The sequence below is a fragment of the Micromonospora sp. ATLC20 genome (assembly GCF_057196585.1).
In genome coordinates this window covers 1-15626 of sequence record NZ_JBXUOV010000133.1, presented here as the reverse complement: position 1 = coordinate 15626, position 15626 = coordinate 1, and the positions used below count along the sequence as shown (strand labels likewise).

At 74.9% G+C, this 15626-nt stretch carries 14 protein-coding genes; 8 read left to right on the top strand and 6 right to left on the bottom strand.

Annotated features, from left to right (window positions below; translation table 11 throughout):
- A partial coding sequence (locus AC2CHG_RS22970; protein WP_484525543.1) for a hypothetical protein occupies nt 1–804 on the bottom strand: 804 nt, incomplete at its 3' end.
- A gap of 13 nt (nt 805–817) precedes the next feature.
- The gene (locus tag AC2CHG_RS22965) at nt 818–1423 is read right to left on the bottom strand and encodes a hypothetical protein (RefSeq protein WP_484525542.1); all 606 of its coding nucleotides are present in this window, start codon (nt 1421–1423) and stop codon (nt 818–820) included.
- 305 nt (nt 1424–1728) lie between these two features.
- Between AC2CHG_RS22965 and AC2CHG_RS22960 the strand changes: the two genes are divergently transcribed.
- From AC2CHG_RS22960 to AC2CHG_RS22930, 7 genes are all read left to right on the top strand, one after another.
- The gene (locus AC2CHG_RS22960; protein ID WP_484525541.1) at nt 1729–4077 is read left to right on the top strand and encodes a sensor histidine kinase; all 2349 of its coding nucleotides are present in this window, start codon (nt 1729–1731) and stop codon (nt 4075–4077) included.
- A complete protein-coding gene (locus AC2CHG_RS22955; RefSeq protein WP_013288181.1) occupies nt 4077–4499 on the top strand; it encodes a roadblock/LC7 domain-containing protein in 423 nt (140 codons plus the stop codon). The genes AC2CHG_RS22960 and AC2CHG_RS22955 overlap by 1 nt, the downstream gene beginning before the upstream one ends.
- A complete protein-coding gene (locus AC2CHG_RS22950; RefSeq protein WP_366623220.1) occupies nt 4489–4878 on the top strand; it encodes a DUF742 domain-containing protein in 390 nt (129 codons plus the stop codon). Before AC2CHG_RS22955 ends, AC2CHG_RS22950 begins: the two co-directional genes overlap by 11 nt.
- The gene (locus AC2CHG_RS22945; RefSeq protein ID WP_013288179.1) at nt 4859–5461 is read left to right on the top strand and encodes a GTP-binding protein; all 603 of its coding nucleotides are present in this window, start codon (nt 4859–4861) and stop codon (nt 5459–5461) included. The genes AC2CHG_RS22950 and AC2CHG_RS22945 overlap by 20 nt, the downstream gene beginning before the upstream one ends.
- A gap of 100 nt (nt 5462–5561) precedes the next feature.
- Nucleotides 5562–6590 (top strand): lactonase family protein, encoded by a 1029-nt coding sequence (locus AC2CHG_RS22940; RefSeq protein WP_366623218.1) that lies wholly within the window; start codon nt 5562–5564, stop codon nt 6588–6590.
- Nucleotides 6591–6767: 177 nt separating this feature from the next.
- Nucleotides 6768–8522, top strand: coding sequence for a substrate-binding domain-containing protein (locus AC2CHG_RS22935; protein WP_402807110.1), 1755 nt, complete (start codon nt 6768–6770; stop codon nt 8520–8522).
- Between the two features lie 212 nt (nt 8523–8734).
- Nucleotides 8735–10216: a sugar transferase gene (locus AC2CHG_RS22930; protein ID WP_262014067.1), complete on the top strand. Its 1482-nt coding sequence runs from the start codon at nt 8735–8737 to the stop codon at nt 10214–10216.
- Nucleotides 10217–10225: 9 nt separating this feature from the next.
- Here the strand turns inward: AC2CHG_RS22930 and AC2CHG_RS22925 are convergent, their stop codons facing one another.
- Entirely contained in the window at nt 10226–11356 is a 1131-nt protein-coding gene (locus AC2CHG_RS22925) for a PP2C family protein-serine/threonine phosphatase (RefSeq protein ID WP_402807106.1), read from the bottom strand.
- A gap of 95 nt (nt 11357–11451) precedes the next feature.
- On the opposite strand from AC2CHG_RS22925, the gene AC2CHG_RS22920 reads away from it, so the two are divergent.
- A complete protein-coding gene (locus tag AC2CHG_RS22920; RefSeq protein WP_402807103.1) occupies nt 11452–11967 on the top strand; it encodes a MarR family winged helix-turn-helix transcriptional regulator in 516 nt (171 codons plus the stop codon).
- A 1-nt stretch (nt 11968) separates the two neighbouring features.
- On the opposite strand, the gene AC2CHG_RS22915 is transcribed toward AC2CHG_RS22920, so the two are convergent.
- From AC2CHG_RS22915 to AC2CHG_RS22905, 3 genes are all read right to left on the bottom strand, one after another.
- On the bottom strand, nt 11969–13006 hold the full coding sequence (locus AC2CHG_RS22915; protein WP_484525540.1) for a cobalamin B12-binding domain-containing protein: 1038 nt from the start codon (nt 13004–13006) through the stop codon (nt 11969–11971).
- Nucleotides 13003–14670 (bottom strand): PP2C family protein-serine/threonine phosphatase, encoded by a 1668-nt coding sequence (locus AC2CHG_RS22910; protein ID WP_484525539.1) that lies wholly within the window; start codon nt 14668–14670, stop codon nt 13003–13005. Before AC2CHG_RS22910 ends, AC2CHG_RS22915 begins: the two co-directional genes overlap by 4 nt.
- 132 nt (nt 14671–14802) lie before the next feature.
- Nucleotides 14803–15626: ROK family protein (locus AC2CHG_RS22905; protein ID WP_484525538.1), on the bottom strand; the 824-nt coding region annotated here is incomplete at its 5' end.

Here is a 15626-nt window from a genome sequence, read left to right as displayed (position 1 = left end):
GGGCGTGGGCCGGTCCACGCCGGCCAGGCCCGCGCCAGCCGTGCCGGCGGCTGCCGCGCCCGCCACCGCGGTGTCGGTGTCCACCCGGTCGTGCCGCCGGTCGGCGTCGTCGGTGGCGGGGACCGGCTCGGCGTCCGGGTCGACCAGGCCGGGCTCGGCGCTGCCGTACCCGACCGCGCCGTCGGCGACCGCGTCGTTCCTGACGACGCCGTCGATGCGGTCGTCCCGGCCGTCGGTGTCCACCGTGCGGTCGTCCCGGCCGTCGCCGTCCACGTCATGGTCGCCGGCGCCGGGGTGCTCGGCGTCCCAGCGGTCCCGGTCGTGCAGGCGGTCCCCGGCGGTCGGGTCGGCCCGCTCGTCGTCCAGCGGGTCGGTGCGTCCCGGCGCGCCGTCGCCCGGCGCCGCCGTGTCCTCGCCGCGCGCGTCGCGCTCGTCCTGCGGACGGCCGCCGGCCAGGGCCGAGGCGGCTACCGCGTCGCCCACCGTGGCCGCGCCGAACGCCGTCGGCAGCGGCGCCGGCTCGGCGTACGGGGCACGCCCGTCGTCGTCGGCCCGGTCGTCCGCGTCGCGCAGCTCCCCGGCGTCGTAGGCGCGGGTCTCGTCCACCTCGGCGTCGCGCCGCTCGTCGGTGACCGCCGGGTCGTCGAAGGTGCCGCGGTCGTCAAGCGCGTCCTCGGGCACGTCGGCCCGGTCGGCGTGGCGGCGGTCGGTGTCGGCGTGCTCGCCCGGCTGCGGCACCGGCACCGGTGCGGACCGGACGGCCTCGGGGTGGTCCTGCGTGACCTGCTGTTCATCCTGGCGCATGGCGGCGGCCTCCTCAGCGGCTCGGGACGTCTTGGTCGTGGTCGTGGTCGGGGTGGCGCTGCTCCGGCTGCTGCGTGGACGTGGGCACCGGCTCCTCGCCGAGCAGGTCGGCGAAGAGGGCCCGGTAGTGCACGAGCGCCTGCCGGAGGTCCTCGGTGCCAGCCTCACCGCGCTCGTTGCGCTGCCGGATCTCGTGGGCGTCGCGGTAGTGGGTGAGGGTGCGGGCGTGCTCGACGGAGAGGTGGGCGATCTGGTCCGAGAAGTCCCCGGTGGGGTATCCGCGCTCGGCGATCAGACGGCTGACCAGCTCGTCGGCCTCGCCGACGGTCTCCGCGGGGGAATCGACGAAGCGCACCTGGAGTTCCTCCCAGGCGGCGGCGTAGCGGGCCCGGGACTCCGGGCTCAGCGGGGTCAGCTCCAGCTCGGCGTGCCGGCGTTCGCGTTCCCGCAGCTCGCGCTCGGCGGCGCTGCGGCTGTCCTGCTCGGCGACGACCCGGTCGTACTCGGGGCCGAAGCGCTCGCGCAGCGCCCGGCGGCGGCTGGCGACCACGGCGACCGCGACGAGCGCGGCGATGACGGCGACGACGATGACTATGACGACTACCTGGGTGGACGACATGGCTCCTCCTTCGCACGGTGGTATTCCCTCGTGCGGGTGATCGCCAATCCCGTTGTGCGGCACTTTCCGCCCCGCTCCGGAAAAAAGGCGCGGTGTCGCGACCGCCGTCCGGTGCCGGACCGGTGTCCGACTGCGCCCGCGGTGCCCGTCTCGGACCGTAGTGAGAGCCGAGACGGCCGGTAGTGCATCCGCCCCGGATTACGTATCCTGCCCAAGGCGTCCGGGCCGGGGCCCGGCGTCGTGGCCGGCGAACGTGACGGCCGCTGCCGGCGCCACCGAGCGACACCTTCCCGGGCGAGGTCTGATTGAACACCCGTGACTGGCCGATCCGCGCCAAGCTGACCGCGCTGGTCATCGGCCCGGTGACCGGGCTGCTGGCGTTGTGGATCTTCGCCACGACGCTCACCTTCGGGCCCGCACTCGACCTGCTCTCCGCGCGTACCCTCCTCTACGACCTGGGCCGTCCCGGCGAGGCCGTGGTGGCAGAGCTGCAACGCGAGCGGCGGCTGTCGGTGGTCCAGCTCGCCGGCGACCGCGCCCTCCCCGAGCTGACCGAACAGCGGGTACGCACCGACGACGCGATCGTCGAGCTGCGCCGCAAGGTCGACGGCGGCGACCTGCGCGACGTCGCCGACGCCCAGCTCGACAACCGGCTCGACCAACTCGTCTCGGCGCTCGACGCGCTGCCCGCCGGGCGCACGTTCATCGACGACCGCAAGGTGGACCGGGCCGGCGCCGTCGGCCTCTACAGCGGGATGATCGGCTCGGCGTTCCAGGCGTTCGGCGCGATGGCCGCGCTGCCCGACGCGCAGCTCAACCGGGAGGCCACCGCGCTGACCGCGCTGGGCCGCTCCCGGGAGCTGCTCGGGCAGGCCGACGCGCTGCTGGCCGGCGCCGTCACGGCCGGGCGGTACGCCGACGGCGAGCACGAGCAACTGGTACGCACAGTGGAGAACCAGCGTTTCCTGGCCGAGACGGCGGTCGCCGACCTGCCGGCCGGGGAGCGGACCGCCTACCAGCGGATGACCGAGGGCGCCGGGTTCCTCCGGCTGCGCGCGCTCCAGGACAGCCTGATCCGCTCGCCCGGGCTGCCCGCCCGGTTCGACATGCGGGCGTGGGAGACCGGCCACGCCGAGGTGTGGCAGAGCCTGCGCGACTTCGAGCTGCGCGGCGCGGACGCCCTCGCCGAGCGGTCCGTGCCGATGGCCACCCGGATCCTCGTCCAGCTCGCCGCCGCCGGTGTGCTGGGCCTGATCGCGATCGTGGTGTGCGTGCTGGTGGCGCTCCGGGTCGGCCGGTCGCTGGCGCAGCGGCTGACCGGCGTACGGGCGGCCGCGACCGAGGTGGCGGAACGCCGGCTGCCCGACGTGGTCGCGCGGCTGCGCCGGGGCGAGGAGGTCGACGTGGCCCGGGAGGCGCCCGAGCTGGACCACGGCGGCGACGAGATCGGTCAGGTGGCGCGCGCCTTCAACGAGGTGCGCCGGACCGCGGTCCGGGCCGCCGTCGACGAGGTGACGCTGCGCCGGGGCTTCAACGAGGTGATCCTCAACCTGGCCCGGCGCAGCCAGGGGCTGGTGCACCGGCAACTGGCGCTGCTGGACCGGCTGGAACGGCGTACCGAGGACCCGGACGAGCTGGCCGGGCTGTTCCAGGTCGACCACCTGGCGACGCGGCTGCGGCGGCACGCCGAGGACCTGGTCATCCTCGCCGGGGCCGCGCCCGGACGGGGCTGGCGCCGCCCGGTCGCCGCTGTCGACGTGATGCGCGGCGCGATCTCCGAGGTCGAGGCGTACGACCGGGTCGACGTGGGCGAGGTGGCACCGGCCGGGGTGCTCGGCCGCGCCGTCGGCGACGTGATCCACCTGCTCGCCGAGCTGATCGAGAACGCGACCACGTTCTCCCCGCCCGGCACCCGGGTGGACGTCACCGGCCGCAGCGTCCCGGGCGGCTACACCATCGAGATCCTCGACCGAGGGCTGGGCATGTCCGCGCCGGCCCTGGCCGAGGCCAACCGCAAGCTGGCCGAGCCACCGGAGTTCGACCCGGCCGGCAGCGCACGGCTGGGGCTGTTCGTGGTGGCGCGACTGGCCGCCCGGCACGGCGTCCGGGTGGAGCTGCGGCCGTCCCGCCCGGCCGGGATCGTGGCAGCGGTGTTCGTACCGGCGGAACTGATCACCGACGAGCCGCCGGTGGGCGCGGACGCCTCCGCCGGGCCGGAACGGCGGCGCCTGGCCAAGGTGACCCGGCTGACCACCGTGCCCCGGCCGGGGCGGCCGGTCCGGCCGGGCCGGGACCGGTCGGAGAGCACAGTCGTCCCGCTGCAGTCGGCGCGGGCCTCCACGGTGGAGCCACCCGCCGACGACGACGGGCTGCCCCGCCGGATCCGGCGTCGCGGCGCGACCGCCCGTCCCCGCGCCGCCGTCGCCGACACCCCGGCCCACCGCACCCCCGAGGAGGCCCGCCGAGCCATGTCGGCGTTGCAGGCCGGCACTGCCCGCGGACGCCGGGACGGCTCCCGCGCCGCCGGAACCGATCCGGCCACCCCCGCCACCGAAACGCGCGACACCGGTACGCCGTCCACCACCGCGGGGCCGGCCGTTCAGCCCGCCCCGCCGGCGCCGGACCAACGAACCGCGACTGAGAGGGACGCCTAGTGGTGCACACGACGCGGCAGAACGCCGATCTCGACTGGCTGCTCGACGACCTGGTGGAGCGCGTTCCCGCCGCCCGCCAGGCGGTGGTGCTCTCGGCGGACGGGCTCCTGCTCGGCGCCTCCACCGACCAGGACCGCACCGACGCGGAACACCTGTGCGCGCTGGCGTCCGGCTTCTCCGGGCTGGCCAAGGGCGCCACCCGGCACCTGGGCGGCGGCGCGGTCCGCCAGACCGTGGTGGAGATGGAGTCGGCCTACCTGTTCGTGACCGCCGCCGGGCAGGGCGCCTGCCTCGCGGTGGCGAGCGACGCCGACGCCGACATCGGCCTGGTGGCGTACGAGATGGCGATGCTCGTCATCCGGGTCGGGGAGAACCTGGCCGCGCCGAGCCGGGTGGCGGGGGAGCGGACCGATGCGCGCTGAGTCGCCGGGGCCGCAGCACGAGTGGCTGGACGCCGACGCCGGCCCGGTGGTGCGCCCGTACACGCTCACCGGCGGCCGGGTGCGCCCGCCGGTCGACGGCTTCGACCTGCTGGCGTTCGTGCTCGCCGTCCCCGGTGCCGACCCGGCCGGCACGCCCGGGCTCCAGCCGGAGCACCGCCGCCTGATCGAGCTGGCCCGGCGGCCGAAGGCCGTGGCCGACCTCGCCGCCGACCTGGACCTCGCCGTGGGCGTGGTCCGGGTGCTGCTCGGCGACCTCCTCGCCCATGAGCTCGTCGCGGTGCACCGGCCACCGGCCACCGCGTACCTGCCCGACGACAACATCCTCAAGGCGGTGGTCAGTGGACTCCGTGCGCTATGACCGGGAGCCGGGGGCGCCACGAGTGCCGCTGGCTTTGAAGATCCTCATCGCCGGTGGCTTCGGCGCCGGAAAGACGACGCTGGTCAGCGCGTTGAGTGAGGTCCGGCCGTTGCAGACCGAGGAGGTCCTGACCGGGGCCGGGCTCGGCACCGACGACGTCTCCGGGGTCGAGCAGAAGTCGACCACGACGGTGGCGATGGACTTCGGCCGGATCACCATCAACGACGACCTCCAGGTCTATCTGTTCGGCACCCCGGGCCAGGACCGGTTCTGGTTCCTCTGGGACGAGCTGGCCTTCGGCGCGCTCGGGGCGGTGGTGCTGGCCGACACGCGGCGGCTGGCCGACTGCTTCCCCTCGATCGACTACTTCGAGCAGCGGGGCATCCCGTTCGTGGTGGGCGTCAACTGCTTCGAGGGTTCCCGCCGGTTCGGCCTGGAGGCGGTCCGCGACGCGCTGGACCTGGACCCGGACGTCCCGCTGGTGCTCTGCGACGCCCGGGACCGGCAGTCCGGCAAGCTGGTGCTGATCTCGCTCGTCGAGCACGTGGCGCGGCAGCGCGGCGAGCCGGTGCCGGTGGGCTGACCACGCCGTACCCGATCCGTCGGGCCTGGTGGACCGACCGGGCGCGCCACCGGGAAGCCTCTGGTTGGATCGCAGGCAGGACCGACGAGAGGTGGGTGCGGTGACCGGGCAGGACGAGATCGTCCACATCGGCGGCTACACGGCGGAGACGGGCGGGCGGGCCGAGGGCGTCGTGGCGGCCCGGCGGGACCGGGCGACCGGGGAACTGACCCCGCTGGGCGTCGTGGCGGTCACCCCGTCGCCGTCCTTCCTGGTGCGGCATCCGGCGCTGCCGGTGCTGTACGCGTGCAACGAGCTGCCCGACGGGCAGGTGAGCGCGTTCCGGGTGGCGGCGGACGGCGACCTCGCGCCGCTGGGCGTCCGCGAGACCGGCGGCGCGGAGCCGTGCCACCTGTCCGTCGCCCCGGACGGGCGGCACCTGTTCGTGGCGAACTACGGCGGCGGCAGCGTGGCGGTGTTCGGCCTGGACGCCGACGGCGTGCCGGGGGAGCACACCGACCTGGTGCGGCACTCCGGCCACGGCGCCGACCCGCAGCGGCAGGAGCACGCGCACTGCCACATGGTCTCGCCCGACCCGGCCGGCGGTGGGCTGCTCGCCGTCGACCTGGGCACCGACTCCGTCTACCGGTACGCGGTCGACGCCGGCCGGTTGACCGAGCGGGAGCCCCGGCTGCGGACGGCGCCCGGGACCGGGCCCCGGCACCTGGCCCGGCACCCGGACGGGCGCCGCCTCTGGCTCGTCGGCGAGCTTGACGCCACGGTCACCGCGTACGAGCTGACGCCGGACGGGCCGCGGCAGCGGACGCGTGTCGACGCCAGCGGCCGGACCGGGCACGTCCAGCCCTCCGAGGTGACTGTCGGGCCGGGCGGGCGTTTCCTCTACGTGGGCAACCGCGGCGTGGGCACGATCTCCGTCTTCGCGCTCGACGGCCCGGCGCCGGAGCTGGTGGCCGAGGTCGACACCGGCGGCGAGTGGCCGCGGCACTTCGCGTTCGCCGGGGAGCACCTGTACGTGGCCGACGAGCGGGCCGACATGATCAGGATTTTCCGGGTCGATCCGGACGGCGGGGTGCCGGAGCCGGTGGGGGAGCCGGTGCCGATGGCGAGCCCGACGTGCGTCCGACCGTGACCGGACGGTCACCAAGTGACAGTCCGAAGTGGATTGACATCACCATAAATGACTGACTGGTAACTTAGCGTATGGGTTAGCTGATCAACTGTTTCTGCTGCGTAACTTTCGTCCGAACGGTTGTGGTGGTAACCCCACGAGGTACGCAAGATGGTCACCGTGTCTGGCCGCCATCGCATGCGTTCTCACCTCCGCGGAGCAGGTGCCGCCGCCGTGGCGGCGGCCCTGGTCGCCGTCGTAGCCGGCTCCTGGTTCGGCTACCAGCAGCTGGCCGGCCCGAACTGTTCGGGCCGGATCGAGCTGTCGGTGGCGACCGCCCCGGAGATCGCCCCCGCGGTGCGCGCCGCCGCCGACCAGTGGGTCTCCGACGGCGCGGCGGTGGGCGGAACGTGCATCGCGGTGAACGTCGCCTCGTCCGAGTCGGTCGAGGTGGCCGCCGCGGTGGCGAGCAAGCACGGTGCCACGCTCGCCGGCGTCGGGCAGGCCAGCGGTACCGCCGTCACCCCGGACGTCTGGGTGCCGGACTCCTCGACCTGGCTGGTCCGGCTCAAGAGCGGCGGGGCCAGCGCGTTCGCGCCGACGAACGGCGCCTCGATCGCGCGTAGCCCGGTCGTGGTGGCGCTACCCGAGCCGGTGGCCTCCCGCATAGGGTGGCCGGACAAGAAGCTCCGCTGGTCCGACCTGCTCACCCAGGTCACCGCCAGCAAGCCGCTGCGGGCCGGGATCGTCGAGCCGACCCAGGACGCGGCCGGCCTGTCCGGCCTGCTGTCGCTGACCGCCGCGGCCAGCTCCACCGGCGACTCCGGCTCGCCGAAGGCGCAGGAGGCGATGGTCGGCGCGCTGCGTGCGCTGGCGACAAACCGTTCCTCACTGCGGCAGGACCTCCTCGCGCGGTTCCCGCGCTCGTCCGACCCGACGGCGATCGCCAACGGGCTGGGGGCGGCGGCGCTGTCCGAGGAGGACGTGATCGCCTACAACAGCACGAAGCCGCCGATCCGGCTGGCCGCGCTCTACCTGGAGCCGGCGCCGATCCCGCTGGACTACCCGTTCGCGGTGCTGCCCGGCATCGAGCCGGCCAAGGCGTCCGCCGCCAAGGTGCTCTTCGAGGTGCTGCGGACGCCGGGCTTCAAGGACCGGCTCGCCTCGCAGGCGCTGCGCGCGCCGGACGGCAACTGGGGGCGGGGTTTCCAGGCCCCGACCGGCGCGCCGAGCCCGGCCAACGGCGGCGCGAGCCAGGTGCCGCCGTCGGGTCAGGGCGGCGCGGCCGACCTCGACCCCGGTGCCATCTCGACCGCCACCACCACCTGGTCGGTGGCCACCCAGTCCGGCCGGATGCTCTGCGTCATCGACGTCTCCGGCTCGATGAAGAAGCCGGTCGCGACCGCCAACGGCGCCAGCCGGGAGCAGGTCACGGTGGCCGCCGCGAGCCAGGGCCTCGGGCTGTTCGACGACTCCTGGTCGATCGGCCTCTGGACGTTCTCCACCAACCTGCAGGGCTCGCAGGACTGGAGTGAGCTGGTCGGAATAAAGCCTCTGTCCAGCAACCGGGGCGCCCTCCAGCGCGGCCTGGCCTCGATCAAGCCCTCCAGCGGCGACACCGGCCTGTACGACACGATGCTCGCGGCGTACAAGAAGGTGCAGCAGGACTGGGAGCCGGGCAAGGTCAATTCGATCGTGCTGTTCACCGACGGCAAGAACGAGGACGACAACGGCATCTCGCAGAAGGAACTGCTGGACCAGCTGAAGAAGCTGAAGGACGACGAGCAGCCGGTCCAGGTCGTCATCATCGGCATCGGCACCGAGGTGAACCGGGCCGAGCTGGAGTCGATCACCAAGGTCACCGGCGGCGGCGCGTTCGTCACCACCGACCCCAGCAAGATCGGCGAGATCTTCCTCCGGGCGATCGCGCTGCGGCCGCCCGCTCCCCGCTGACCTGAAGCTCAGCGCTAGTCTTCCGCCGTACCGGAAATCCGGTACGGCGGAAGGCTTCCCGGGTCAAGACACGGGATGAGAACTGACGGTAATGCGTCCGAATCAATCGGTAACCATAATTGTCCAGGCATGATGACCGGGTGCCTCGACCGCGGGCTCCACACCGGAGCCGGGCGGGGACGGGGCGGTCCTGAGCGAAGTGGGGAGGGCCGGTGACCTCGGCGACGCTGTTGACCCCTGCCACGTCGTCGCGACCCGGTGGTGAACGCCCGGGCAAGACGACGCGAGCGGCGGAGCGGGCCTACATCCGGGTCTTGGTGGTGCTGGACACCGCCGTGCTCGCCGTGGCCATCCTGGTCGGCTACCTGGCCCGGTTCGGCGACGAGGAACCGACCGGCTCCGAGATCCCGTACGTGGTGGTCGCCCCGGTGCTCCTGCTGGTCTGGCTCGTCTCGCTCAAGGCGATGCGGTGCTACGACGACCAGGTGCTCGGCTACGGCGCCGACGAGTACCGGCGGGTCAGCGCGGCCAGCATGCGACTCGCCGGCGGCATCGCCATCGCCGGGTACATCGCCGACGTCGGCGTCTCCCGCGGTTTCCTGGCCATCTCCTTCGCGGTCGGCACGATCGGCCTGGAGGTGGCGCGGTTCGCGGCCCGCAAGCGGCTGCACCGGGCCCGCGACCGGGGCGCCGGCTGGTCCCGCAAGGTGCTCGTGGTGGGCGACACCGCGCACGTGCTGGAGTTGGTGCACACGCTGCGCCGGGAACCGTACGCCGGCTACCAGGTGGTCGGCGCGTGCATCCCGGACGCGCTGCTCGCCCCGGTGCCGCAACGCCTGGGCGACGTGCCAGTGGTCGGCAGCTTCCGGGGCATCCCCGAGGCGGCCACCGCGATCGGCGCCGACACGGTGGCGGTCACCGCCTCCGGCGAGCTGACCGCGACCCGGCTGCGCCGCCTGGGCTGGCAGCTGGAGGGCACCGGCGTCGACCTGGTGGTGGCGCCGGCGCTCACCGACGTGGCCGGCCCCCGCATCCACACCCGCCCGGTCGCCGGCCTGCCGCTGATCCACGTCGAGGCGCCCGAGTTCCGCGGCGCCCGCAAGCTGGTCAAGGGCTTCGTCGACAGGTCGATCTCGCTGATCGCGCTGCTCGTGCTGGCGCCGCTGCTGATCGTGATCGCGCTCGCCATCAAGATCGACAGCCGGGGTCCGGTGCTGTTCCGGCAGACCCGCGTCGGCCAGGGCGGCGAGGAGTTCGGCGTCTTCAAGTTCCGCACCATGGTCGTAAACGCCGACGCCCTGCTCGCCGAGCTGGCCGCGCGCAACGAGACCGACGGCCTGATGTTCAAGATGCGCGACGACCCGCGCGTCACCCGGGTCGGCCGGTTGCTGCGCAAGTGGTCGCTGGACGAGCTGCCCCAGCTCGCCAACGTGCTGCTCGGCCAGATGAGCCTGGTCGGCCCGCGCCCGCCGCTGCCGTCCGAGGTGGCCCGCTACGACGGCGACGTGGCACGCCGGCTGCTGGTCAAGCCCGGCATGACCGGCCTCTGGCAGGTCAGCGGCCGGTCGGATCTGAGCTGGGAGGACGGCATCCGGCTCGACCTGTACTACGTGGAGAACTGGTCCCTGGCCGCCGACCTGACCATCCTGTGGAAGACGTTCGGCGCGGTGGTCAACAGCCGCGGCGCGTACTGACCGGGCGGGTCAGGGCTGCGGCCCCAGCCAGTCCAGGCAGACCACCACGGCGTCGTCGACCAGGTCACCGGCGACGAACGCCCGCAGGTCGCCGATCAGCGACCGGACCGCGTCCAGCGGCTCCATGGGGCCGGTCCGGCGCAGGAACCGGTCCAGCGCCACCTCGCCGTAGCGCACCTGCTCGGTGGTGGCGTCGATCACGCCGTCGCTGACCACGAAGAGCCGGTCCTCGCGCTCCAGCCGGAACCGCTGCGGGCGGTAGTCGGTGCCCTCGAACATGCCGAGCGGGAACTGCTTCTCCAGCTCCTGCTCGGTCACCGCGCCGTTGCGCAGCCGCAGCAGCCGCGGCGAACCGGCGTCCACCACTGTCATCTCGCCGGAGGCCAGGTCCAGCTCGATCAGGAGCACCGAGACGTGCTGTTCGCCCCGGTGCTGGGCGTAGATGGCCTGGTCGGCCAGCGCGGCCTGGTCGGCCAGGTCCAGCCCGGCCCGGCGCGCGTTGCGCAGCGCGTACGTGGCCAGCGAGGCGAGCAGCGCCGCCGCCACCCCCTCGCCATAGCCGTTCAGTACCGCCAGCCAGAGCCGGTGCCCGTCGTCGGACCAGTCGAAGCTGTCCCCGCGCACCGCGTACGCCGGCTCCAGCTGCCCGGCCAGGCTGAACGACGGCCGGATCCGGCTGCGCCCGGGCAGCAGCTCCCACTGCATCTCGGCGGCCAGCGTGAGCCGCCGGCTGCGCCGGGCGGTCCGGTAGATGTCGGTGGTCGCCATGACCGCGCTCAGCTCGTGCCCGAGCACCGTGGCGATGGTGTCCATTTCCCGGCGGGCGTCCGGGTCGGCGGGCACCGGCGAGACCTTCAGCACGCCCCGGCGTTCGCCGCGCATGCCCACCGGGAACCAGCCGACGCCGTCGGCGATCACCGGCTCCTGGTGGTCGAAGGCGCGCCAGGCCGGGTGGCCGGGCCCGGTGACCGAGGGCCCGTCGTCCAGCGGCAGCAGCTCGGCGAGCCGGTAGTCGACCTGGTAGAGCTCGGTGTGGGTGACGCCGTACGTGCGCGCGAGCTCGGCGGCGAGCCGGTCCACGATGAGATCCGTCGGCGCCTCGGTCAGGACCCGGCGCGCGTGGCCCTCCGCTCCGCTCATCTTTGCTCCTTTGCACAGGTCGCCGGGCAGATCCGGGGGGTAGTCTCGGCCCCACCATGACCGAAGAGCGCAGTCCCCGGGAACCTGTAACGAGTATGTCCGCCGCCCTGGACGAGGCGGCAGGCACCTTGCTCGCCGTCTGGGAGGCGGCCCGGGAGCGCACCACCAGCCGGCTGTCGAGTGCCCAGCTACGCGCGATCATGGTCGTCGAGCAGTATGACGGCATCAACCTCCGCCGTCTCGCCACGCTCACCGACATGTTGCTCTCCTCCGCCAGCCGGCTGTGCGACCGGCTGGTCGCGGCCGGGATGCTGGAACGCGAGCCGGGCCGCTACGACCGGCGGGAGATCTCGCTGCACCTCACGCCCGCCGCCCTCCGGCTCCTCGCCGAGCTGCGTGCCGACCGGCGGCACCGGCTGGAGCGGATCCTGGCCGGGATGAGCGCGGAGGGCCGGGCCGCGCTGGTACGCGGCATGCGCGAGTTCGACGAGGTGGGCCGGCGCGGGGAGGCCACCGTGGCGGAGGGCTGGCCGATGCTGCAGCCCTCCGGGGAACGGATCGGCGACCCCGCCCGGCCGGCCGGCGAGCCTCCGGTGGCCCGTACCGCCTGACTCAGCCGGCGCGGGCGGGATCGTCCGGCGCGCCCTCGCGGGCGGCCCGCAGCCGGGCCACCACCCGGGGATGCTCGGTCAGCGCCCGTTCCAGCGTGTCGAGCACTCGGTCCAGCAGGGCCCGGCCGCCGCGGGAGGTCAGCGCCTCCTCCTGCCACCCGACGAAGTCGCGCAGCAGCCGGTCGTCGTCCACCCGCAGGGCCGCGATCAGCGCGTCCACCAGGTGCGCGATGCCGGCGGCGACGTCCTCGGCGTTCTCCGGCGGCGGGTCCACCGTGGCGAGCGCGAGCCGCACCAGCTCACGCCGCCGGTGCAGCACCGCCACGTACGCGTCGTCGGGCGGGGGCGGCGGCGCGCCGGTGTGCGCGGCAGACAGCGGCCGCTCCAGCAGCTCCACCGCGTCCCGGGCGCTGGCGCCCCAGCCCGCCGCGCCGATCGCGGTGGCCCACCGGCCGTCCGGGCCGAAGCCGGGACCACCGGCGAGCACCGGCACCCCGGCCGCCCGGCTGGCCTCCACCATCCGCGCCGCCCGGACCAGCCGGTTCGGCTGCACGCAGCTCAGCAGCACCGCGTCCGGACCGGTCTGGTGCAGATAGGAGACCAGGTGCCGGGCCGGCACGCTGGCGCCGAGGAACGTCACCCGCCAGCCGGCCGCCCGGACCACCTCGGTGACGATGCGGGCGGCAAGCGCGTGCCATTCGCCCTCCACGCACGCCATCACCACGTGCCCGCGTCGCGGTGGGCCGACCGTCGCGCCCAGCGCGTCCACCACCTGCTCGCTGACGTGGGTGGCGGCGTGCTCCTGGGCGATGCTCCACGAGCCGGTGAGCCAGCGCCGGCCGACCTCCCGCTGCGCCACCGCGACCAGGTCGACCAGGACGTCCGCGACCGAGAACCCGTCCGCGAGCAGGCCGCGCGCCAGCGTGACCGCGCCGGCCCGGTCGGCGGCGTCCAGGTGATCGAGGTACGCGACGAGCGTGTCCGGCCCGATCCGGCGCTCGGCCGCGGGGGTGGGGCGGTCCGGCGGCGGCGGTGTCACCCGGCCGCCACGGCGAGCATGGCGATGTCGTCGTGGGGCTGCCCGTCCAGCCACTCGTCGACGAGCTGGAGCACCCGCTCGACGAGCGCGGCGGGCGGAAGCCCGGTGCCGGTGACGAGCGCCTGACGCAGCCGGGCGTCGCCGAACATGGCCGGCTCGGTGGGGCCGCCGCGGGCCTCGGTCACCCCGTCGGTGTACGCCAGCAGCAGGTCACCCGGCGCCAGCCGTACCTCGGTGCCGGCGAACCGGGCGTCGGTGAGCGCGCCCACCGGCATGCCGCCCACCCGGACCGTCTCCACCCCGCCGCCGGCGCGGACGACGAGCGGGGACGGGTGCCCGCCACCGGCGAGCCGCACCAGCAGCCCGCCGTCCGGCTCGCGGCGCAGCGCGCCCAGCAGGAGCGTGGTGAACTGGGCCCGGCGGGCCGCGTCGGGGGCGTCCAGCAGCGCCCGGTTGAGCAGCTCCAGCAGCTGCCGGGGGCGCTGCTCGACCAGGCGCAGGGTCTGCAGCGACTGGCGGACCCGGCCGGTCAGCACTGCTGCGCCGACACCCTTGCCGCAGACGTCACCGAGCGCGAACAGGCCGCCGTCGCCGGTGGGGAACAGGTCGTAGAAGTCGCCGCCGATGCGCAGGCTGTCCCCGGCGGCGCGATAACCGCCGGCCAGCGTCATCCCGCGCAGGCGCGGCAGCTCCGGCGGGAGCAGGCTGTTCTGCAGCACCCGGGCCAGGTGGGCCTGCTCGCCGTACAGTTCGGCGGCGGCCAGCGCGGCGCCGGCCCGCCCGGCGAACTCCCGGGCCAGGCCGATCTCCCGCCTGTCGAAGCCGGGCCGCTCCGGGCGCCGGGCCAGCACCAGCGCGCCGGCCGGACCACCGGCGCTCGGCATCGGGCTGATCAACACGGTGCCCGGACGGCCGAACCCGGCGGGCAGCACCTCGGCCAGATCGGCCAGCTCGGCGTCCAGCCAGGGACTCGGTTCGGTGAGGTCGCCGTCGAGCGCCTCGACCAGGCCGGGTACGGACTCCACAGTCGGCCAGCCGGCCAGGCCGGTGACCGGGCCGGGATCGCCGGTGGCGTACCGGATCCAGTGCGGCTGGTCCTCGGCGGGCGGCGGCGGGCGGTGCACCACCACCGCGACGTCGGCCAGGTAGGGCACCGGCAGCGTCACCGCGGTGCGCAGCGTCTGCTCGCGGTGCAGGGACAGCCCGAGCCGGCTGCCCGCCTCGGCGAGGAACGCGGTGCGTGACCGTTCGGCCAGCAGCGCGTCGGTACGCGCGTGTTCCTCGGTGACGTCGCGGACGTACCAGGCGCTGCGGTCGTCGGCCAGGGGGCGCCGCACGCCGCGCAGCCGCCGGCCGTGGTGGTCGGTCTCGAACGCGTCCGATCCGGCGGTGGCCGCGTCGGCCAGCGCCGGCACCCGGCACGCGGCCAGGTCGACGCCGGGCGCCACCTCGGGGAGCAGATCGGCGGCCATGGCGTTGACGAGCGTCACCACGCCCGCGTGGTCGACTGTCACGACGGCCTCGGCGAGCCCGTCCAGCAGTTCCCGGGCCAGGTGGTCGTCAGCCGGCAGTGCGACCCCGGCAACCCGCCGGGGCCGTTTCCGCGAAGCGTGTCCACCGCCGCTGACCGGCCCCGCGACACCGCCCCGGCGCGCGGCGGTCACCTCCGGTGGCCGGGCGCTTCGGTCGGTCGACCCGTGCGCATGCTGTCGGTGCACCCCTCACTCGGCGGACAGGTTGCCTGGCGGCAAGCGTACCGAGCGCAGGCACGGAATGCCCGTCGAGGATCATCCGGGTCAGCCGGCCCGGGCCAGCCACCCCACCGGCCGGTCGACGATCCGGCGGACCACCGAGCCGGCTCCGCCGACCGCGGCGGACTGCGCCCCGAGCACTGCCGGGCGCACCGTCACCGGTGCCCAGGCGGCGGTGAGCACCCGCCGGGAGACCTCCGCCTCCACCGTCGGCCGCAGCCAGGGCGCGAGCCGGGCGTATCCGCCCCCGAGCACCACGGTGTCCAGATCCAGCAGGTTCACCACGCCCGCCACCGCCACCCCGAGGGCGGTGCCGGCGTCGGTCAGGGCGGTCAGCGTGGCCGGGTCGCCGGCCTCGGCCAGGTCGGCGAGCCGGGTGGCGGCGGTGTCAGCCGGCAGTTCCGCGCCGGGCAGTCCGGCGGCGGCGAGGATCGCCTCCTGGCCCGCGTACCGCTCCAGGCAGCCCTGGCCGCCGCAGCGGCACGGCCGCCCCTGCGGCTGCACCGGGAAGTGACCGATCTCTCCGCTCCAGCCGCGCGCGCCCCGGTAGAGCGCGCCGTCGAGCACGATCCCGGCGCCGATGCCGATCTCGCCGGTGACGTGCAGGAAGCTGCGCGGGCCGGCCGGGCCCGCGTACAACTCGCCGAGGGCGGCCAGGTTGGCCTCGTTGTCGACCACCAGCGGCGGCACCCCGTCGACCGGCTCGGCCAGCGGGTGCCCGGCCAGTAGCGCCGGCACGTCCACGTCCCGCCAGCCGAGGTTCGGCGCGAGCCGGACCAGGCCGCCGTCGCCCACCAGGCCGGGCACGGCGAGCGCCGCGCCGGCCAGGGTCAGCCCGTCGCGTACGGCGGCGGCGCGCGCCTCGGCGG

Coding starts and splice junctions, on each gene's coding strand:
- AC2CHG_RS22920 (WP_402807103.1), top strand. CDS start 11,452: ATGTCCGCCGCCCTGGACGAGGCGGCAGGCACCTTGCTCGCCGTCTGG.
- AC2CHG_RS22925 (WP_402807106.1), bottom strand. CDS start 11,356: ATGAGCGGAGCGGAGGGCCACGCGCGCCGGGTCCTGACCGAGGCGCCG.
- AC2CHG_RS22935 (WP_402807110.1), top strand. CDS start 6,768: ATGCGTTCTCACCTCCGCGGAGCAGGTGCCGCCGCCGTGGCGGCGGCC.
- AC2CHG_RS22950 (WP_366623220.1), top strand. CDS start 4,489: ATGCGCGCTGAGTCGCCGGGGCCGCAGCACGAGTGGCTGGACGCCGAC.
- AC2CHG_RS22965 (WP_484525542.1), bottom strand. CDS start 1,423: ATGTCGTCCACCCAGGTAGTCGTCATAGTCATCGTCGTCGCCGTCATC.